This window comes from Massilia sp. Root351 (assembly GCF_001425045.1).
GTDB lineage: Bacteria > Pseudomonadota > Gammaproteobacteria > Burkholderiales > Burkholderiaceae_D > Rugamonas.
Genome location: NZ_LMDJ01000036.1, coordinates 301707 through 321406, shown reverse-complemented (window position 1 = coordinate 321406; position 19700 = coordinate 301707). Strand labels below are relative to the sequence as shown.

Below are 19700 nucleotides of genomic sequence, written 5' to 3'. Positions count from 1 at the left end.
GTGGTGGCGGTGAGGGGCTGGGTCAGCCGTAAGCGCCCCCAGTGTACAGCAAGTCAAACAGGCGGGATATCGTGGCGATGAGGCTGGCACAGCCCACCAGCATGGTGGCCACCAGGATCACGGCCAGCGGCCAGCGCGTTTCGGAGCGGCGCGTGGAACCGCGGTTGAAGGTGGCGTCCCACTGCTCGTCGGACATCAAACCCAGCACCAGCGCCTGCAGGAAGCCGGCCAGCATCGACAGGAACAGCGGCAGCAGCTTGAAGAATATGTCGGCCTGCGGGGCCGCCGCCATCACCAGGCCGATGGCCGGCACGCTGGCCGCATGCACCCAGCCCCATGTATCATTTACGCCACGCAGGTAGAAGCGGTGTGCGCCGATACCGCCCAGCAGGAAGGCCAGCAGGGACGAGAAAGTCTTGTTTTTGTGTTGTGGTGTCATAAAAGCGATAACAATCGATAACAATGGCGAAAATGAAACGGCGGAGCGGCAAGTATCGGTCATAATCGCCTTCCGGCCCAGCCTTTTTGCACGCAATGCTTGCCCTGCTTGCCGGACTGGGGGATAATCTTCGATTGCCCCAAACCCACCCCAATTGTTATTAATGCTTGCTGGCGGAAGAGAAAGCGCGCTATAATTTGCGGCTTTTTCCGTCTCAGCACACTTTTTGGAAATATTATGGTCGTTATTCGTTTAGCTCGTGGAGGCGCCAAGAAGCGCCCATTCTTCAACATCGTTGCAACCGATTCGCGCAATCGCCGCGATGGCCGTTTCATCGAACGCGTTGGTTTCTACAACCCGATGGCTTCGGGTCAAGAAGTGCCATTCAAGATTACCGAAGACCGTCTGGCTCACTGGATCGGCGTAGGCGCACAGCTGTCCCCAGCCGTTGCTCGCCTGGTCGCTTCGAACAAGAAAGCAGCCTAATTCGGCGTTCAGGTTTTGACAGATAAATTGGCATCCGGGGTGCAACTCCCCGACGATCTGGTGCAAGTGGGCTTTGTGTCCGGCGCTTACGGCGTAGCAGGCGGAATCCGGGTTCGCCCCTTTTCCGACGATGCGGATGCCTTGTTGCATGTTAAGACCTGGTGGCTGGATAAACCCAGCCTGCACGCAGTCAATGTGCGCCGTGCGAAACTGCACGGCGGCGACGTCGTGACCCAGCTGGACGACCTGACCGACCGGGATCTCGCGGAGGCGCTGAAAGGCACCGGCGTGTACATCCCGCGCAGCCAGTTCCCCACGCTGGATGACGGCGAGTTTTACTGGTCCGACCTGATCGGGCTGGAAGTCGTGAATTTGCAGGGCGAGAGCCTGGGCGTTGTGGCCGACATGATGAGCAATGGTCCGCAGTCGATACTGCGTATTACCGCTCCGGTCAGCGCACAGCCTGGCGACGCCGAGTCCGCGGCGCAGGAGCGCCTGATTCCATTTGTGGACCAGTTCATCATCACGGTGGACAAGGAAGCGAAAAAGATCACGGTGGACTGGGGCCTGGATTACTGATCCGGGAGCCTGTATGCAATTCGATGTTGTAACGCTGTTCCCGGAAATGTTTGCCGCACTGACGCAGTCGGGCGTGACCCGCCGCGCGTTCGAGCAGCAGAAGTGGAATTTGTCGCTGTGGAATCCGCGCGACTTCACCACCGACAATCACCGCACCGTGGATGACCGCCCCTATGGCGGCGGCCCCGGCATGGTGATGCTGGCCAAGCCGCTGGAGGCGACCATCGCCGCCGCGAAACAGCGCCAGATCGACGCCGGCTTGCCGGCGCCGCGCGTGGTGTTCATGTCGCCGCAGGGCAAGCAGCTGACGCACGAACGCGTGATGCAGCTCAAAGCCGAGCCCGGCCTGGTGATTCTGTGCGGCCGCTACGAGGCGGTGGACCAGCGCCTGATCGACCGTTGCGTCGATGAGGAAATCAGCCTGGGCGACTTCGTGCTGTCGGGCGGCGAATTGCCGGCCATGGCGCTGATGGACGCAGTGGTGCGCCTGCTGCCGGGCGTGCTCAACACCGAAGCGTCGGCGGTCGAGGACAGCTTTGTCAACGGCCTGCTCGATTCGCCGCACTACACGCGGCCGGTGACGTATGAAGGCGAGGATGTGCCTGCCGTGCTGATGGGCGGCAACCACGCCGAGATTGAAAAATGGCGCCGCCAGCGCATGCTGGAAGCGACCGCGCGCAAGCGCCCGGATTTATTGCCCAAGGCGCGCCAAGCAGGCTTGCTGACGCGCCAGGACGAGAAATTTTTGGCCGGTTTAGAAAAACCGGCACTGTAGCAAAGCAGTAGAGACGAGAGGCATGTTGCCTCTTTGTTTAACCCCATCCTCTACCGGGTTTAGTACGCGCCGGCACGATGGTAATTGGAGTCATCAAATGAACCTGATTCAACAACTCGAGCAAGAAGAAATTGCTCGCCTGGGCAAAAACATCCCTGAATTTGCACCTGGCGACACCGTGATCGTCAACGTCAACGTAGTCGAAGGCACCCGCAAGCGCGCCCAGGCTTACGAAGGCGTGGTCATCTCCCGTCGTAACCGTGGCCTGAACTCGAACTTCATCGTTCGCAAGATCTCGTCCGGCGAAGGCGTTGAGCGTACCTTCCAGCTGTACTCCCCGCTGATCGCTTCGATCGAAGTGAAACGCCGCGGTGACGTACGTCGCGCCAAGCTGTACTACCTGCGCGACCGTTCGGGCAAATCGGCACGTATCAAAGAAAAACTGCCAAACCGTCGCCCAGCAGCGGCAAAAGCAAGCGCTTAATCGCGTTTGGGTTTGGGGCAGGGGCGCCTGGGTGGCGTCCCTCAAAAGGGCGCCGCTGGCGCCCTTTCGCTATTTGGAGGTGGTATGGCCAAGCTTTTGTTCGACCCGCAGCAACTCCCGATTGACGCTATCGCCGGCGAGCCGGCCGTGCCGGCCGAGCGCCTGGCGCCGGACTGGCTGCGCGCGCGCTTCGCCGCGCCGCCGCTGTGGACCCCGGAGGGCGATGAAACCCCGTTCGCGCCGCAGGCCAGCGCCAAGGCCGCCGCCGTGCTGGTGCCGCTGGTGCAGCGCGCCGAGGGCCTGCGGCTGCTGCTCACGCAGCGCACCGACCATCTGAGCAGCCACGCCGGCCAGATCAGCTTTCCCGGCGGCCGCGCCGAGGAATATGACGCCAGTCCGGCCGACACCGCGCTGCGCGAAGCGGAGGAGGAGATCGGCCTGGACCGCCGCCATGCCGAGATCATCGGCACCCTGCCGGTCTACTACACCGGCACCAACTACAGCGTGACCCCGGTGGTGGCCCTGCTGCACCCGCCGTTCGAGCTGCGCGCCGACCCGGGCGAAGTGGCCGAGATCTTCGAAGTGCCGCTGGCCTTCCTGATGGACGGCCTGAACCACCAGCGCCTGTCGGCCGAGCTGGCCAGCGGGCGGCGCAGCTTCTACGCCATGCCCTACCAGCGCTATTACATCTGGGGCGCCACCGCCGGCATGCTGCGCAATCTGTTCCATTTCCTCAGAGCCTGACGCGGCGCTCCCGGAACGCTAATAAGTTTGATTCCGGCGCGCTGCTGCGCTATCGTAGCGGGCATTGCGGCAATGCCAATCTTAAGGACGTTTAATGACTTTTCTTTCCATTCTTTGCGCGCTGCTGATCGAGCAGATGAAGCCGCTGCGGGCGGATAATCCCATCTACGCCGAGATCAAGAGCCTGGCGGTGCGCATGGAAGCGTGGTTCAACGCGGGCGACTCGCGCCATGGCCGCATCGGCTGGTTCCTGATGATGTTCGCGCTGGTGGCGCCCACCATGCTGATCTACTGGGTGCTGATCCGCTACGACTGGTTCCTGGCCGCGTTCGCATGGAATGTGCTGATCGTCTACCTGACGCTGGGCTTCCGCCACTACAGCCATTACTTCACCTCCATCCAGCTGGCCCTGAACGCGGGCGACGAGGCGGCCGCGCGCGCGCTGCTGGCCGAATGGACCAAGCTCGATACGGTGGGCATGGAAGCGGGCGAAATCTCCCGCATCGCCGTCGAAAAAGCCCTGATCACCACCCACCGCAACGTGTTCGGCGTGTTCTTCTGGTTCCTGATGCCGCTCGGCCCGGCCGGCGCGGTGCTGTACCGTGTGTCGGAATACCTGGCGCGGGCCTGGAACGAGCCCGAGCACATGCGCAACGAGGCGTTCGGCGAGTTCGCCACCCGGGCCTTTTACTGGATCGACTGGATCCCGGTGCGCCTGACCGCCGTGGCCTTCGCCGTGGTGGGCAACTTCGAGGACGCCATCTACGCCTGGCGCAACTTCGCCCACCGCTGGGCCGACGAGGCGCGCGGCATCATTCTGGCCGCTGGCGGCGGCGCCATGGGCGTGCGCCTGGGCACGCCGCAGGAAAACGCGGCGCGCCTGCTGCCGGCCGACGCGGCCGTGGTCGACAGCGGCGACATGGAATCGGAGGCGCTGCCGGGCGAGGAGCCGGGGGTGCGCGCGCTGCAAAGCACGGTCGGCCTGGTGTGGCGCGCGCTGTTGCTGTGGATGATGCTGCTGCTGTTGCTTTCCGGCGCGGTCTGGCTCGGCTGAGGGCGCTGAAAGAAATCCGACAGCTGGATCGGGTTACAATATCGGGATTGGCGCCCGCGCCCCAGGCAGTGCGGCCGCCAATGCGTGTTTCAAATCAAGTACTTACCTCCTTAGGTCTTCTATAAGATATAATACCTAGGATTTTTCACGCATCCAGGTCCCGCGAGTCATCTATGGCCGAGTCAGCTCAATCCCCCAAAGAACTGGCCAACGAGTTCTTTATCCTTGGCATTACTGCCGATGGCAGGCAATTCCGTCCCAGCGACTGGGCCGACCGCCTGTGCGGCGTCATGTCGTGCTTCCGTCCGGAAGGCACCAGCGGCCGAGATTCCCATCTCGGTTATTCCACCTTCGTGCGCCCGACCCACATCAATGGCGTCAAGGCGGTGGTGGTGAACGAAGCGCTGCGGGACTTCGAACCCATGGCCTACCATTTCGTCCTCAATTTCGCCAAGGATAACGGCCTGCAAGTGGTGGACGCCTGCTTCCTGCCGCTGCCCGGCGACCCCGCCTAGCCCTTCGCGGCCATGCAACCGGCCAGTTCGCGGGTGAACTGGTCGCGCAAGGCGGTATATTCTTCCATGTTCGCGTATTCGCGCACGTCCTTGGGCTGGCTCAGCATGTAAGCCGTGCCGATCACGCCGCTGGCCTCGTGCGCCAGCGTGACCATGCTGAGCGGTCCGCCGCGATCGATGGTCGGACTGGTCAGGTCGATCACTTCCACGCCGTTGATCTCGCTGCGCGCCGCCGCCACCGGGGCCGCTCCCGCCGCCGCTGCGCGCTTCGCCATCACGCCGTATTGCGCCAGGATGGCGTCGCGGTCCTGCCTGAATTGCCCCGGCGCCGACAGTTCTATCTTCAAGTTGACCAGCGGCGCCTTGCCGGCCTTGTGCAGCATGACGCGGTAGCCGTCGGCCACCGACACGGTGGCGGGGCCGTTCGGGCCCTCCACCTGGCGCGTTGGATCCTGGTTGGCGCGCCGCAGCGTTTCGGCCGACCTGAACTGCCCCTTGGCGATGCATTGCGCGATCGGCCCCAGGGGATCGGCGCTGGCCTGCCGGGCGGCGGCGGGCATTGCTGCCAGCGCAAGCGCCAGCGTCAGTACGGAGCGTTGATGCATGTTTTCCTCTCGCGGTTGAAAGCGGCCAGTATATCGATCGGCCCGGGCCGAAAAATGCGCGCTTTGTCACGCCGCCCCTGCGGGACTGTGAGGGGCGGGCGAAGTAGGGTAGGATGCAATTTTCCTGTACGGCTACTACATGAAACCACATCTGCCGGCGCTGCGCGCCACCCTGCTGCTGTGCAGCCTGACGCTGCTGCCGCCCTCCCTGGTCCTGGCGCAGGCGCTGCCGCCGGGCACCGTGAAAGGCCCGTCGGTCGAAGGCATCAGCGAATACCGGCTGCCGAACGGCCTCAAGGTACTGCTGTTCCCGGACGCCTCCAAACCCACCGTCACCGTCAACGTCACCTACCTGGTCGGTTCGCGCCACGAGAACTACGGCGAGACCGGCATGGCCCACCTGCTGGAACACATGCTGTTCAAGGGCGCGCCGAAGAACCGCAGCATCCCGCAGCAGTTCGCCGACCGCGGCATGGAGTACAACGGCACCACCTCGTACGACCGCACCAACTACTACGAAGTGTTCCAGGCCGGCGGCGACAACCTGAAATGGGCGCTCGACATGGAGGCCGACCGCATGGTCAATTCCTTCGTGGCGAAGAAGGACCTGGACTCGGAAATGACGGTGGTGCGCAACGAGTACGAGAGCGGCGAGAACAGCCCGTTCGAGGTGCTGCTCAAGCGCATGCAGAGCGTGGCCTACGACTGGCACAGCTACGGCCGCTCCACCATCGGCAACCGCAGCGACATCGAGAACGTCAAGATCGAGAACCTGCAGGCCTTCTACCGCACCTACTACCAGCCGGACAACGCGGTGCTGCTGGTGGCCGGCAAGTTCGAGCCGGCGCAGACGCTGGCGTGGATCAGCAAGTCCTTTGGCGCCATCCCCAAGCCCAAGCGCAAGCTGCCGCCTTTCTGGACCGTGGAGCCGACCCAGGATGGCGAGCGTTCCTTCATCGTGCGCCGCAAGGGCGACATCCAGATCGTCGCGCTGGGCTACAAGATCCCGGCCGCGCTGCACGAGGACAGCGACGCGCTGGCCTTCATGTCCGAGATCCTGAACGACACGCCGAACGGCCGCCTGCACAAGGCGCTGGTGGAAACCGGCAAGGCCGCGCAGGTGTTCAGCTTCGGCCAGACCGGCTACGCGCCCGGCCTGCAACTGATCGGCGCCGTGGTGAAGGCCGGCCAGCCGCTGGAGCCGGTGCGCGACGAGCTGATCGCCGCCGTGGAAGGCTTCGCGAAAACCCCCCCCACCGAGGACGAAATGGAACGCGTGCGCCGCAACATCGGCAATGGCATCGAGAAGGCGCTCAATGATCCGCAGAAGGTGGGCGTGGCGCTGTCCGAGCAGATCGCGCTGGGCGACTGGCGCCTGCTGTTCCTGGGCCGCGACAGTCTGCCCAAGGTGACGCCGCAGCAGGTGGCCAAGGCCGCCGCGCATTACCTGAAGCGCGACAACCGCACCGTCGGCAGCTTCGTGCCGGAGGACAGCGTGCAGCGCGCCGAGATCACCGCCGCGCCGGCGATCGAGAAAGTGATGCAGGACTTCAAGGGCAAGGAAGACACGCTGAAGTCCGAGGTGTTCGATCCGAGCCAGGCCAACATCCTGAAGCGCACCGAGCTGAAAACCATCGGCGGCCTGAAAGTGGCGCTGCTGCCGAAGAAGAACCGGGGCGAAACCGTGTCGGTGGAGCTGCGCCTGCACTGGGGCGACGAGAAGAACCAGTTCGGCAAGGCGATCGTCGCCGCCGCCACCAACCACATGCTCACGCGCGGCACCAGCAAGTACAGCCGTGCGCAGCTGGCCGACGCGATGGAAAAGCTGAAGATGTCCGGCAGCGTGTACCGCTTCGACACCACGCGCAGCAAGCTGGAAGCGGCACTGCGCCTGGCCGCGCACGTGCTCAAGGAACCGGCCTTCGACGCGGCCGAGTTCGAGCAGCTGCGCCAGCAATGGCTGGTGGGCGTGGAAGCGTCGCGCAACGAGCCGCAGGTGCTGGCCACCAATGCGCTGGCCAAGCACTACAACAACTACCCGAAAGGCGACGTGCGCTACGCGATGAGCACCGATGAGCAGATCGAAGCCATCAAGGCGCTGACGCTGGACGATTTGAAGGCCTATCACCGCGAATTCTACGGCGCCTCGCACGGCGAGCTGGCCATCGTCGGCGACTTCGATTCGCCCGCCGCGCAAGCCGTGGTGGCCGAGGAATTCGGCAACTGGGTGAGCAAGCCGAATTACGCGCGCGTGCTGAACGTGAACGTGGAACGGCCGCCGCTGCATACGGTGATCAACGCGCCGGACAAGGAAAACGGCTTCTATGCCGCGCAGGTGAACATCGACATGAACACCGAAGACCCGGACTTCGTGGCGCTGGAAGTGGCCAACTACATCCTCGGCGAAGGCGGCCTGAAATCACGCCTGATGGACCGCATCCGGCAGAAGGACGGCCTGTCCTACGGCGGCGGTTCCAGCCTGTCGGTGAGCGACGTGGACCGCGCCAGCAATCTCAGCATCTCGGCCATCGCCGCGCCGCAGAACCTGAAGAAGCTGGAAACGGCCATCCGCGAGGAAGTGGCGCGCGCGCTGAAGGACGGCTTCACGGCGGCCGAGGTGGCGGGGGCCAAGTCCGGCATGCTGCAGCAGCGCGTCCAAAACCGCTCGCAGGACAATGTGCTGGCCGGCGGCTGGGCCAACTTCCTGTACCTGAACCGCACCTACGCGTGGAGCCAGGCCTACGAAGACAAGCTGAAAGCGCTCACGCCAGCGCAGGTCAACGCCGCCTTCCGCAAGGCGGTGGACTTGAACAAGCTGAGCGTGGTGACGGCCGGCGACCAGGCCAAGGCCAAGTAAGCGGCTACGGCGTACTCAACTCGGCGACAAAGTCATACATGTCGCCCCTGAAGTAGGAGCGGCAGAACTCCACCGCGCGGCCGTCGCGCAGGAAGCCGAGCCGCTCCACCGCCAGGCCCGCGTCGCCTTCCTTCGCTTGCAGCAGCGCGGCCTGCTCGCCGGTGAGCAGCAGCGCGCTCAGGCGCTGCAGCGCGCGCACCGGCCGGTTGCCGGCCTGCTCCAGCGCCTCGTACATCGACACGCCCACCGCCTCCAGCGAGGGCAGGGCGCCGGCGACGATGGTGGCGTACTCCAGGCACATCGGTATCTCGTCCGCGTAGCGGATGCGGTTGAAGCGGTACACCGGCGCGCCGGGGCTGAGCCGCAGCCGCAAGGCCTCTTCCGGCGTCACCGTCCCCTCCGAACGCTTCAGCCACACGCTGCGCGGCGTGCGTCCGCGCGCCCGCATGTCCTCTGAAAACGAGGTCAGCTTGGCGAAGTTCTTTTCTATCCGCGTGTTGATGAAATTGCCGGAGCCGGCGCGCCGCACCAGCAGGCCTTCGTCCACCAGGCCGTCAATGGCCTTGCGCACCGTGATGCGGGAAATGGCCAGGTCGTTGGCCAACTGGCGCTCGGCCGGCAGCGCCTCGTCGGGTCCGAAAATGCGCTTGTCGATCGCTTCGCGCAGCGCACGCTGCAACTGCTGGTACAGGGGCTGGCTGCTGGTCTGCCCCAGGTGCTGCATGATCTGTTGAAGCGATGTCATGTCTGGTCCCCTGTTGTTTTTGTCTACTTTTATGCGCTCCGATAATACCAAAAAAAGACCGGCATGCTAGCGGTTTGCATTGCGCATGCGCAACCACAGAGGGAGGTAGCGCTATCTAAGGCGGAATGTTGGCAAAGTGGTCTGTGTGGTGCAAACAACATGTGAAAAAAATACGAAAATTGGTAGTGTTCTGGTATTGGATGAGAGTATATTGGCGTTGAATTGGTTTTGTTAGTGGTTGTATAGATGGATCTGCGGGGCGTTGCGGGGAGCGCGGCGGTCTGCAAGAGGATCTACTTAAAACGGACGGGCTTTCACCGAAGGCCACAATCAAGGGGGAGTACATGAAGCGCAATTTGACACCGATCGCCACTGCGGTCGCCATCCTGATCACCAGCACCGCCGCCATGGCGCAGGATGCATCCAAGTCGCCAGACGCGGTTGTGACCGTGACCGGCGTCCGTGCCGCATTGGCGCAGTCGATCAACCAGAAGCGTAACGCCGACTCGCAGGTGGAAGTAATCACCGCCGAAGACGTGGGCAAGATGCCGGACAAGAGCGTCGCCGACTCGCTGCAGCGCGTACCTGGCGTGTCCGTCGCCACGGCCGGCGGCGCCGAAGGCGGCTTCGGTGAAAACGACCGCGTCAGCCTGAAAGGCACGCCGTCCAACCTGACCCTGACCACGCTGAACGGCCACACCGTCTCGAGCGGCGACTGGTATATCTCCAACATCACCGGCGGCGGCCGTTCGGTCAGCTACTCGATGTTCCCGTCCGAACTGATCGGCCGCGTGACCGTGCACAAGAGCTCGCAGGCCAACCTGACCGAAGGCGGCGCCGCCGGCAATGTGGACATCGAAACCCGCAAGCCGCTGAGCTTCAAGAAACCGCTGACGCTGATGGGTTCCATCGAAGGCGCCTACGGCGACGCGGCCAAGAAGACCGACCTGCAAGTGAGCGCGCTGGCCAACTGGAAGAACCAGGAAAACAACCTGGGGGTACTGGTCCAGGTGTTTGACGAGAAGCGCACGCTGCGCCGCATGGGCCAGGAATTCCTGTGGTGGGACAAGCTGACCAAGGGCTTCGCACCGGACTGGATCGCGAAAAATCCTGAAGTGGAAAACAAATACCTGTCCATGCTGACCGGCTCCTCGCTGTTCCAGCAGAAGCGCGAACGCAAGGGCGGCATGATCGACGTGGAAGTGAAAGTCAACAGCGACTTCAGCTTCGACGTGAGCGGCCTGTACACCCGCCTGGACGCGGACAACGTCAACGCCAACTTCATGCTGGCACCGTACCAGCCGCTGTCGAACAACTGGTCCGGCGTGGGCGGCGTGGTGCCGTCGGCCTACACCATCACCGGCAACCAGATCACCTCGATCACCTTCCCGAAAACCTGCCCGGTCGCCAGCTGTGCCAATATGGGCCCGTCGGTGCAGGACATTATTGCCCGTCCAGGTTCGTACAGCGACTCGAAGTTCGTCAACGTGGACTGGAAATACCGCGTCAACGACGACCTGAAATTCACCGGCCAGGTCGGCACCACGCGCGGCACCGGCTACGCCCGCGACTACGGCTACGAAGCATGGCTGGCCTATTCAGGCACCAGCCTGACCATGAACGGCATGTCGCCCGCCACCGTCACCGTGGACAACGCCGGCACTTTCAGCCCGCGTACCGGCGCCGACTTCTTCGGCGGCTGGGCATCGGACACCACCGCCAAGGACAAGGAAACCTACGGCCAGGTGGATGGCACCTACAAGACCCCATGGGACATGGTGCCGACCATCCGCATGGGCTTGCGCACGGCCAAGCATGACCGCCAGCTGACCTGGCTGCAGGGCACCGTGGCCGACGCGGGTAAACTGCTGGCCAACCGCCCGACCGGCCTGACGACCTACCCAACCAGCCCGCTGAGCAATGTGCTGCAGAATCCGTGGACCTTCACCGCAGAATCGATGAAGGAATGGGGCGACAAGTACGTGAAGTTCGACAGCCACGCCTACCAGAACGAGTTCCAGATCGCCGAAAAGGCGCATGCCGCCTACGCGATGGCGGACCTGAACGTGGGCCCTGTCAGCGGTAACTTCGGCGTGCGTTTCGTGAAGACCGAAATCGACGTGGCCAACGGTTCGCCGAACACCGCCTGGAAACCGGTCTACACCTCGAAGACCTACAACGACTTCCTGCCCAGCCTGAACCTGCGTACCGACCTGACCTCCGACGTGGTGCTGCGCGGTTCCGCCAGCCGCACCCTGGCGCGTCCGGACTTCGGCGCCCTGGGTTCGCTGAGCCTGAACGACCTGACCTTCTCGGGCACCGGCGGCAATCCGAACCTGAAGCCGATCTACTCGAACAACGTGGAAGCCGGCGTCGAGTGGTACTTCATGCCGAAGTCGCTGATCGCCATGAGCGTGTACGACATGCACCTGGGTTCCTACGTGACCTTCGGCTCCTCGGTGGCGCAGTTCTACAACCAGTCCACCAACTCGATCACCAACTACAACATGAGCTCGGCCCTGAACACCAAGGCCCGCGTGAAAGGCGTAGAGCTGCAGTATTCGCAGGATCTGGGCAACGGTTTCGGCGCCAGCGTGAACTACACCTACGCGGACGGCAAGGAAACCGGCAAGGCGCCGAAATCGGCCTGCGCGGACCTGGGCGATTGCAGCATGATCGGCACCTCGAAGAACTCGTACAACGCCAGCGTGTTCTACGAGAACGACAAGTTCAGCGCACGCGTGAACTACAGCTTCCGCTCGGCCTTCCTGAACGGCCTGGACCGCAACAGCGCGATCTACCAGGACGACGTGGGCACCGTGTCGCTGGCGCTGAACTACAACCTGACCGAAAACCTGACGCTGTCGTTCGAAGGCAAGGACCTGAACGATCCGCTGCTGAAGTCCTACGCCTCCACCAAGGAGCAGCCGCGCGCCTTCTACAAGAACGGCAAGCAGTTCTTCCTGGGCGTGCGCGGCAAGATGTAATGCCGGCTGAAGTCTGACGCGATACAGGGCAGGGCTTCCTCGGAGGCCCTGCCTTTTTTCTTCCTGGAGCGGGAATGCATAATTTGATTAAAACGGCGCTGCTGGCGGGCGCCATAACGGGTTCGGCCTACGCCGCGGACACGGCGCCGCGCGTGGTCTACAGTCCCTACAAGCACCTGGCCATCCACAACGACCCGGCCAGCAACGCCATCACCATCGCCCCGGACGGCCAGCGCGTGCCCTATACCGGCCACAGCAGGCAGCCCCTGACCTGGGCCTTCGCCAGCGGCGAATGCGGCGAGGAGAACTGGGGTGGCCAGCCCGCGCAAGCGGTGGCGGAGGCCAACGTGGCGGCCTTCGCGGCGGCTGGTATCGGCTACATCATTTCCACCGGCGGGCAGGGCAACGTCTTCACCTGCGGCAGCGACGAGGGCATGGAGCGCTTCATCAGGCGTTACGAGTCGCCGCAGCTGATTGGTCTCGACTTCGACATCGAGGCAGGGCAGACCGGGCAGCAGGTGGACTCGCTGGTGCAGCGCGTCGTGGCCGCGCAGGCACGGCGCCCGCATCTGCGCATGAGCTTTACGGTGGCCACGCACGCGGCCTCGGACGGCAGCCGCCGCAGCCTGAACGGGATGGCCGAGACCGTGCTGGAGTCGGTGCGCCGCAACGGGCTGCAAGACTACACGCTGAACATCATGGTGATGGACTACGGCCCGGCGGCGAAGGACGTGTGCGTGGTGCGCAAGGGCCGCTGCGACATGGGTGCCTCGGCGCTGCAGGCGGCACGCAACGTGCATGAGAAGTACCAGGTGCCCTACAACCGGATCGAGCTGACCGCCATGATAGGCGTGAACGACGTGGTGGAAAATGTGTTCACCGTGGCCGACATGGACGCCATGGCGCGCGGAGCGCGCAAGCTCAAGCTGGCCGGCCTGCATTTCTGGTCGACCGACCGCGACACGCCCTGCCGCACCGAAGTGAAGGGCGCGGACGCCGCCTGCAGCGGCATGCCCGGCGTGCCTGCCGGCGCCTACGCGCGCGCGCTGCAGGAGCACGCCAAGGCGCGCGCGCAGGCGCACGCACAAGCTGCGGAGGCGGGCAGGTGAGCGCTTTGCCTTCTGCCGCGCCAGCGTCGGCGGCGCAGTCCGCCGTCAACGCAGTCAGCCGCTACCTGTCGCTGGACGTGCTGCGCGGCCTGACCGTCGCACTGATGATCATCGTCAACACGCCGGGCGACTGGAACACCGTGTTCGCGCCGCTGCTGCACGCGCAATGGCACGGCTTCACCCCCACCGACTGGGTCTTCCCCACATTCCTGTTCGTGGTCGGCAACGCACTCAGCTTCGCCCAGCCCAAGTACGCACGCCTGGGCCAAGGCGCGGTACTGGCCAAGGTCGGCAGGCGCAGCGCCATTATTTTCCTGCTCGGCTTCCTGCTGTTCTGGTTTCCCTTCGTGGCGGTGGACGGCGCGGGCAACTGGAGCCTGATCCCGCTGTCGGGCACGCGCGTTCCGGGCGTGCTGCAGCGCATCGCCCTGTGCTTCGGCCTGGCCTCGCTGATCCTATATTTCTGGAAGGAGAAGGGGGCGCTGGCCTACTGCGTGCTGGCGCTGCTGGGCTACTGGCTGATGCTGGCGCTGGGAGGCGACTACACACTGGCCGGCAATGCCGCCGGCAAGGCCGACCTGTGGCTGCTGGGCGAACGCCATTTGTACCGCGGCGAAGGCCTGCCGTTCGATCCGGAAGGCCTGCTTGGCACCCTGCCTGCCACCGTCAACGTCATTGCCGGCTACTTCACCGGCAGGCTGATACTGGCGCAGGGAGCCAACTACGAAACGCTGGCGAAACTGATGATGGCCGGCGTGCTGTGCGTTGGCGTGGCCCTGTGCTGGGACATGGTCTTGCCCATCAACAAAAAGCTGTGGACCAGTTCCTACGCGCTGTACACGGTAGGCCTGGACCTGCTGGTGCTGCCGTTGCTGATTTACCTGATCGAGATGCGCGGCCGCCGCCGCTGGACCTACTTCTTTGAAGTGTTCGGCAAGAACACCCTGTTCATTTACCTGCTGTCCGAACTGGCGGTGGTGATCCTGGTGAAGACCAAGGCCGGCAACGGCAACGGCTACGACTGGCTGTACGCGCATACCTTCCAGGCGCTGGCGCCGCCGAAGGTGGCCTCGCTGCTGTTCGCGGTGACGTTCATGCTGGCCTGCTGGGCGGTTGGCTACCTGATGGACCGCCGGCGGATCTATATCAAAGTCTGAGTCAGAACTTGAGGCGCAGGCCGGCCCGGTTGGCCAGCGCTGTCAGTCCCATCATCGCCACGGTCAGCGCGGCGGCGTTCAGCAGCCCGGCGCCGCCGCCCGACTCCAGGTAAGGCCACCACCAGCGCGGCATCCGCAGCACCGCCGCCAACTGCTCCCACAGGTCCGGCGCAATGAAGGCGAACAGCGCGTTCGCGCCGGCCGGCATCAGCGCAACGCTCCACCAGCGCCACTGCAGCACATCGATCAGCACGTAGAACAGAATGAACAGCGCCAGCACCAGTCCGGAGCACACCAGCGTGTACGACTCGGTGGCATGGACCTTGTTGATGCCGTGCAGGGGGCGTAGCAGCATGCCGGCGCCGAACAGCGCCACGGCGAAGCAGGCCATCAGCATCACGCGGCGCCGGTGCAGCAGCGCATTGCCTGCAGGCGCCGGCGGCACGGGCACCGCAGGCGACACCGGCCGCAGTCCTTCGGGCTGTGCGCGGCGCAGGAACAGCGTTCCCATCAGCGTGCCCGCCAGTACATTGGCCGAGGTGGACCCCAGCACCTGCGGCACGTTGACCACTTCATTTAGCGCCTGCGGCAGCGGCAGCAGGCCGGCGGTGCCGACAAGGTACAGCACGATCAGCAGCCCGAAGGCGGCCAGCAGCAGCAGCGGCTTGCCGTTTACCGCCAGGTAGATAACGCTGCACAGCAGGTAGGCCCAGCCTATCATCCCCAGGATGCCCCACCACGTGTGCTGCAGGTAGACGCTGCTGAACTCCGCGTTCAGCTGGCCCCGGAAGGACAGCAGCAGGAACAGCATCAGCGCCAGCCCGGCCCAGAAGGCCGCCCCGCGCTGCGCGGTTTGGCGCCACAGCAAGATCATCGCCACGTAAAACAGCAGGAAGTAGACCGCGCGCGGCAGCAGCGCGGCGGCGGCATCGTAGCGGTAGGCGTTGGCCAGCACCACGCCCGCCACCATCAGGCTGCCGGCGCGCCACAGCAAGCGCCCCAGCAGCGCGGCGCTGAAGCGGCCTTGCTCCCGGTGCAGCGCCAGCGGAATGGCGATGCCCACGATAAACAAGAAAGCAGGAAACACCAGGTCCGGCAAGGTAATGCCGTCCGCCGTGGGGCCGGCGTGCTCAAGCCAATAAGGAATGCCCGGCATGCCGGCGACATAGTTCACCCAGATCATGGCCAGGATGACGAAGCCGCGGAACGCGTCGAGACTGAGGAGGCGGGGGGACGTAGCCAAAATGCAAAATGGGGCCAGGGTTAATTAAGCAGCTAATTAACCCTGACCCCATTTGTTCCTTGGGAAATATTACTTGGCTGCAGTGGCGGCTGCGGTGCTTGGGCGGTTAACCCACAGGATCCAGTAGCGGGCCAGGTCGGCACGGCCGTCGGCGCCTTGCACGGTTTCCAGCACTTTGACCGCTTCTTCCTTCTTGCCGGCCAGCGCGTAGGAGTAGCCCAGGCGCAGCTTGGCGTCGTCGGCGTTCTTCAGGCCGCCCTTGGCGATACCTTGCTGGATCAGGTCGATGCCCTTGTCGAACTGGTCCAGCGTCACGTAGGCGTAGCCCAGGTTGACCAGGCCGGTGCCGTCTTTCGATTTCTTGGCCGACGCTTCGCCGCTGGCGATGTTCTTCACGTCGTCCGCTGCCTGCTTGTCGGCCTGCGCCTTGATCTTCTTGTGCTTGTCCGCGTTGCCGCCGGTGCCCAGCACGCCGGCTGCGTAGCCCGCGTCCATGGCCTTTTTCGCTTCGATCGGCTGGCCGGCCAGCAGCGCCAGTTCAGCCATTTCCATGTAGTCTTCCTGCGCCATCTTCGATACGGCGGCTTTCTCCAGGCGGTACACGTCCAGCGCGAAGCGGGTCGAGTAGGTGGACTTGCCCTGGGTGCGGCTCAGCAGGTCGATCCAGTAGTCGTCGGTCGGGTAGAACTGCACCAGCTTCTCGACGGCGATCAGATAGGTGGCGGTGTCCTTGGACTTGGCGCCGGTGTTGGCCAGCAGTTGCAGCTCTTCCAGCGCGGGCGTCTTGCCGGCCTTGGTGTTCGCTTCCAGGTCCTTCAGCAGTTCGGCCTTGGCGGTGGCGAAGTCGTTGTTGAAGTAGTAGGCGCGCAGCACGTAGGGACGCAGCTTGGTGGCGTCACCGGTTACTTCGGCGTATTTGTTGAAGGTGGCGATGGCTTTCGGATAGTCCTTGCCGTTGTAGTACAGATTGCCCAGCGCCTGGATGAAGTCGCCCTGGTCGGCGGCCGGCAGCTTGCCCGACGCCAGCACGGCTTCCAGGCCCTGGATGGTCATGGGGTTGTTCTGGGTGACGGAGCCCAGCGATACCTTCATGCGGCTCAGCACGAAGGTCTCGTAAGGGGTCAGGTTCGCCATCGCTTCGGCCTGGGTGATGCGGTTCTGGACTTCGGCGTAGTTCTTGGCCGCCATCAGTTCCTTGATCTGGGCCGGATCCAGCAGTTTGAAGAGTTCAGGACGCACGGTGTCAGGCTTCGGTGCTTCCGGTGCGGGCGCGGCCTTTTCGGCGGCGGTCGCAGTAACCAGCAGGGCTGGCGCAAGGTTCAGGCCGAGTGCGGCAACGATCAGGCTGGTACGTGCGAAACGAAACTTGGACATGGATAATCCTTCAATCTAAATAAAGACAAACGCATATTCTCCCATAAAAAGGGAAGCGCGCCGGGTTTCAAAAGTGCGTGAATTGTAACCGCTGTTACACCCCGCGTGCGTAAGCTTGTCCGTCGGAATTAAATAGCAGGCAGCGCGCCGCCGGCAGGTGCAGCCGGGCCGCGCTGCCGGGCGCCAGCTGCAGGCCTCCGGCGGCCTGCTTGACCGCCACCATGTCCGGCACGCCGGGCAGGTTGGCGTAGACGATGGACTGGTCGCCCAGGTTCTCCACGTGGCCCACGGTGGCCTCAAGCAGGTTTTCTTCCTGCGGCGCGAGCTGGTCGTCCAGCACGGCGGCCGGACGCAGCGCCATGTGCTCGGCGCGGATACCGATGGTGACGCGCTCGCCGCGCTGGGCGCCGCCCCCTTGGGCGGCGACTTCCACCAGCGCGCCGCCGGCCGCCATCACCGCCACGAAATGCGGGCCGGCGGCCATCACTTCGCCAGGGATGAAGTTCATTTTCGGCGAGCCGAGAAAGCCCGCCACGAACAGGTTGGCCGGGTTGTTGTACAGCTCCAGCGGCGCGCCCACCTGCTCGATGCGGCCGCCGTTGAACACCACGATGCGTTCGCCCAGCGTCATCGCTTCCACCTGGTCGTGCGTCACGTAGATCATGGTGGTCTTCAGCTCCTGGTGCAGGCGGCTGATTTCCACCCGCATCTGCACGCGCAGGCTGGCGTCCAGGTTGGACAGCGGTTCGTCGAACAGGAACACTTCCGGTTTGCGCACGATGGCGCGGCCGATCGCCACGCGCTGGCGCTGGCCGCCGGACAGCTCTTTCGGCTTGCGCTTGAGCAGGGCCGTGAGCTGCAGGATGGCGGCGGCGCGCTCGACCATCTGCCGCACCTCGTCCGCCTTGTGGCCTGCCAGCTTGAGGGCAAAGGCCATGTTCTCGTACACCGTCATGTGCGGGTATAGCGCGTAGGACTGGAATACCATGGCGATGCGGCGTTCGGCCGGCGCCACGTCGTTGGCCAGGTGCTCGCCGATATGCAGTTCGCCGCCGGTGATGCTCTCCAGCCCCGCGATCATGCGCAGCAGGGTGGACTTGCCGCAGCCGGACGGGCCGACGAAGACCACGAACTCGCCGTCGCCGATGTCGAGGTCCACGCCGTGGATGACGGGGTGCTTGGCGTCGTAGTGCTTGACGACGCCTTTCAGGCTGACGCTGGACATGGGCTTAGCTCGCGGTGGCAGGTTCTTGCGCCCCAGCCGCCGGCTGGTCCTTGGCGGCGCGCGAGGCCATCGGTATCAGCTGCGACAGCACGGCCACGGGAATGGCCGACAGCAGCACCCAGACGAAGAACTTCTGGTAGCCGAGCGAGAGCTGGATGGTGCCGCTCACGTATTTGAACAGTACAAAGCCCAGCTGCATGATGCCGGTGGAGAAGGCGTAGTGCGCGGTCTGGTATTTGCCGGGTGCGACCACCTGCATCATGTACAGGATGATGCCGACGAAGCCGAAGCCGTAGCCGAACATCTCCGCGCCCAGCGCCGCGCCGATCAGGGGCAGGTCGGTGGGCTGGTAGGTGGACAGGAAATAGAAGGCCGCGTTGGGCAGGTTCATCGCCAGGATCAGCCACAGGATGGCGCGCCGCAGGCTGAGCCAGGAGGTGAAGTAGCCGCCCGCGATGGAGCCGATGAGGAAGGCGATGGTGCCGGTGGTGCCATACACGGCGCCCACTTCCGAGGTGGTCAGTCCCAGGCCGCCGAGGTTGCGCGCCTCGCGCAGGAACAGCGGGCCAATGGTCTGGATCTGCGCTTCGCCGGCGCGGAACAGGATGATGAACAGGATGGAGACCCAGATGCCCGGCTTGCTGACATAGTCGATGATGACGTCCTTCAGCGTGCGGGCGATGCCGGCGGCGGTGGCGTCGGCGGTGACGGCGTTCCAGGCCGGCGGCAGCGCCCAGCTGTGATACAGGCCGAGCGCGATCATGGTGGCGGCCAGGATGCAGAAGATGATGGTCCAGGCGGGTACCACGCCCTGCGACTTTTCCAGGTAGCCGGCCAGGATCACCAGCCCGCCCAGCGAGATGAAGCGGCCCGCGTTGAAGAAGGCGCCTTGCCAGCCGGCGTATCCGGCCTGCTGCTTCTCGGTCAGGCTGGCGATGTACAGGCCGTCGCAGCCGATGTCGTGGGTGGCGGAGCAGATCGCCACCAGGGCCAGCATGGCCACGCAGGCCGACAGCCAGAACGGCAGTTGCAGCGCCAGCCCCACCAGGCCGAGGCAGACCCCGCCGGCCAGCTGGAAGCCGACCACCACGACCTTCTTGCTGGCGGCCAGTTCCAGGAAGGGGCTCCACAGCGGCTTGAGCACCCAGGCCAGGCCGATGTAGGCGGTCCAGTGCGCGATGTCGTCGTTCGGCACGCCCATCGACTTGAGCATCAGGCCGGCGATCAGCGCCACGGCGAAGAAGGGCAGGCCCTGCGCGAAGTACAGCGTGGGAACCCAGGCCAGCGGGCTGCGGGTGGCGGTCTTGTCCATTATTGCGTCA

Annotated in this window: 18 protein-coding genes; 11 read left to right on the top strand and 7 right to left on the bottom strand. The window is 64.3% G+C overall.

The window, feature by feature from the left end:
* Positions 1-22: 22 nt before the first annotated feature.
* Entirely contained in the window at positions 23-439 is a 417-nt protein-coding gene (locus tag ASD15_RS31405) for an NINE protein (RefSeq protein ID WP_057158987.1), read from the bottom strand.
* 237 nt (positions 440-676) lie between these two features.
* Between ASD15_RS31405 and rpsP the strand changes: the two genes are divergently transcribed.
* The 7 genes from rpsP to ASD15_RS31375 all read left to right on the top strand — a co-directional run bounded on the left by rpsP (position 677) and on the right by ASD15_RS31375 (position 5076).
* Complete coding sequence (rpsP, locus tag ASD15_RS32095) at positions 677-925, top strand: 30S ribosomal protein S16 (RefSeq protein ID WP_056403210.1); 249 nt, start codon at positions 677-679, stop codon at positions 923-925.
* Positions 926-964: 39 nt separating this feature from the next.
* Positions 965-1504: a ribosome maturation factor RimM gene (rimM, locus tag ASD15_RS31400; protein ID WP_200954134.1), complete on the top strand. Its 540-nt coding sequence runs from the start codon at positions 965-967 to the stop codon at positions 1502-1504.
* Positions 1505-1517: 13 nt separating this feature from the next.
* Positions 1518-2279: a tRNA (guanosine(37)-N1)-methyltransferase TrmD gene (trmD, locus tag ASD15_RS31395; protein ID WP_057158985.1), complete on the top strand. Its 762-nt coding sequence runs from the start codon at positions 1518-1520 to the stop codon at positions 2277-2279.
* A gap of 97 nt (positions 2280-2376) precedes the next feature.
* Positions 2377-2763, top strand: coding sequence for a 50S ribosomal protein L19 (gene rplS, locus ASD15_RS31390; RefSeq protein WP_056403202.1), 387 nt, complete (start codon positions 2377-2379; stop codon positions 2761-2763).
* An 84-nt stretch (positions 2764-2847) separates the two neighbouring features.
* Positions 2848-3507, top strand: coding sequence for a CoA pyrophosphatase (locus ASD15_RS31385; RefSeq protein ID WP_057158984.1), 660 nt, complete (start codon positions 2848-2850; stop codon positions 3505-3507).
* Positions 3508-3601: 94 nt separating this feature from the next.
* The gene (locus tag ASD15_RS31380) at positions 3602-4561 is read left to right on the top strand and encodes a CobD/CbiB family protein (protein WP_057158983.1); all 960 of its coding nucleotides are present in this window, start codon (positions 3602-3604) and stop codon (positions 4559-4561) included.
* Positions 4562-4734: 173 nt separating this feature from the next.
* A complete protein-coding gene (locus ASD15_RS31375) occupies positions 4735-5076 on the top strand; it encodes a DUF3579 domain-containing protein (protein WP_057158982.1) in 342 nt (113 codons plus the stop codon).
* Here ASD15_RS31375 and ASD15_RS31370 read toward each other — a convergent pair.
* Positions 5073-5681 carry a hypothetical protein gene (locus tag ASD15_RS31370; protein ID WP_057158981.1) on the bottom strand — a complete coding sequence of 203 codons (609 nt, stop codon included), beginning with the start codon at positions 5679-5681 and terminating at the stop codon, positions 5073-5075. The genes ASD15_RS31375 and ASD15_RS31370 overlap by 4 nt on opposite strands.
* Before the next feature lie 139 nt (positions 5682-5820).
* Here ASD15_RS31370 and ASD15_RS31365 point away from each other — a divergent pair, with 139 nt between their 5' ends.
* The gene (locus ASD15_RS31365; protein WP_057158980.1) at positions 5821-8538 is read left to right on the top strand and encodes a pitrilysin family protein; all 2718 of its coding nucleotides are present in this window, start codon (positions 5821-5823) and stop codon (positions 8536-8538) included.
* Between the two features lie 4 nt (positions 8539-8542).
* Here ASD15_RS31365 and ASD15_RS31360 read toward each other — a convergent pair whose 3' ends face one another.
* Positions 8543-9283 (bottom strand): GntR family transcriptional regulator, encoded by a 741-nt coding sequence (locus ASD15_RS31360; protein WP_057158979.1) that lies wholly within the window; start codon positions 9281-9283, stop codon positions 8543-8545.
* A 344-nt stretch (positions 9284-9627) separates the two neighbouring features.
* Here ASD15_RS31360 and ASD15_RS31355 point away from each other — a divergent pair, with 344 nt between their 5' ends.
* The 3 genes from ASD15_RS31355 (at position 9628) to ASD15_RS31345 (ending at position 14536) form a co-directional block, all read left to right on the top strand.
* Entirely contained in the window at positions 9628-12270 is a 2643-nt protein-coding gene (locus ASD15_RS31355) for a TonB-dependent receptor (protein ID WP_057158978.1), read from the top strand.
* 74 nt (positions 12271-12344) lie between these two features.
* On the top strand, positions 12345-13379 hold the full coding sequence (locus ASD15_RS31350) for a hypothetical protein (RefSeq protein ID WP_057158977.1): 1035 nt from the start codon (positions 12345-12347) through the stop codon (positions 13377-13379).
* Complete coding sequence (locus ASD15_RS31345) at positions 13376-14536, top strand: acyltransferase family protein (RefSeq protein WP_229418404.1); 1161 nt, start codon at positions 13376-13378, stop codon at positions 14534-14536. Before ASD15_RS31350 ends, ASD15_RS31345 begins: the two co-directional genes overlap by 4 nt.
* A gap of 1 nt (position 14537) precedes the next feature.
* Here the strand turns inward: ASD15_RS31345 and ASD15_RS31340 are convergent, their stop codons facing one another.
* From ASD15_RS31340 to ASD15_RS31325, 4 genes are all read right to left on the bottom strand, one after another.
* The gene (locus ASD15_RS31340) at positions 14538-15779 is read right to left on the bottom strand and encodes a DUF5009 domain-containing protein (RefSeq protein ID WP_157201214.1); all 1242 of its coding nucleotides are present in this window, start codon (positions 15777-15779) and stop codon (positions 14538-14540) included.
* A gap of 69 nt (positions 15780-15848) precedes the next feature.
* Positions 15849-17153: a lipopolysaccharide assembly protein LapB gene (locus tag ASD15_RS31335; protein WP_057158974.1), complete on the bottom strand. Its 1305-nt coding sequence runs from the start codon at positions 17151-17153 to the stop codon at positions 15849-15851.
* Positions 17154-17247: 94 nt separating this feature from the next.
* Positions 17248-18378, bottom strand: a complete 1131-nt coding sequence (locus tag ASD15_RS31330) for an ABC transporter ATP-binding protein (RefSeq protein WP_057158973.1) — start codon at positions 18376-18378, stop codon at positions 17248-17250.
* 4 nt (positions 18379-18382) lie between these two features.
* Complete coding sequence (locus ASD15_RS31325) at positions 18383-19690, bottom strand: MFS transporter (protein WP_057158972.1); 1308 nt, start codon at positions 19688-19690, stop codon at positions 18383-18385.
* Positions 19691-19700: the final 10 nt, after the last annotated feature.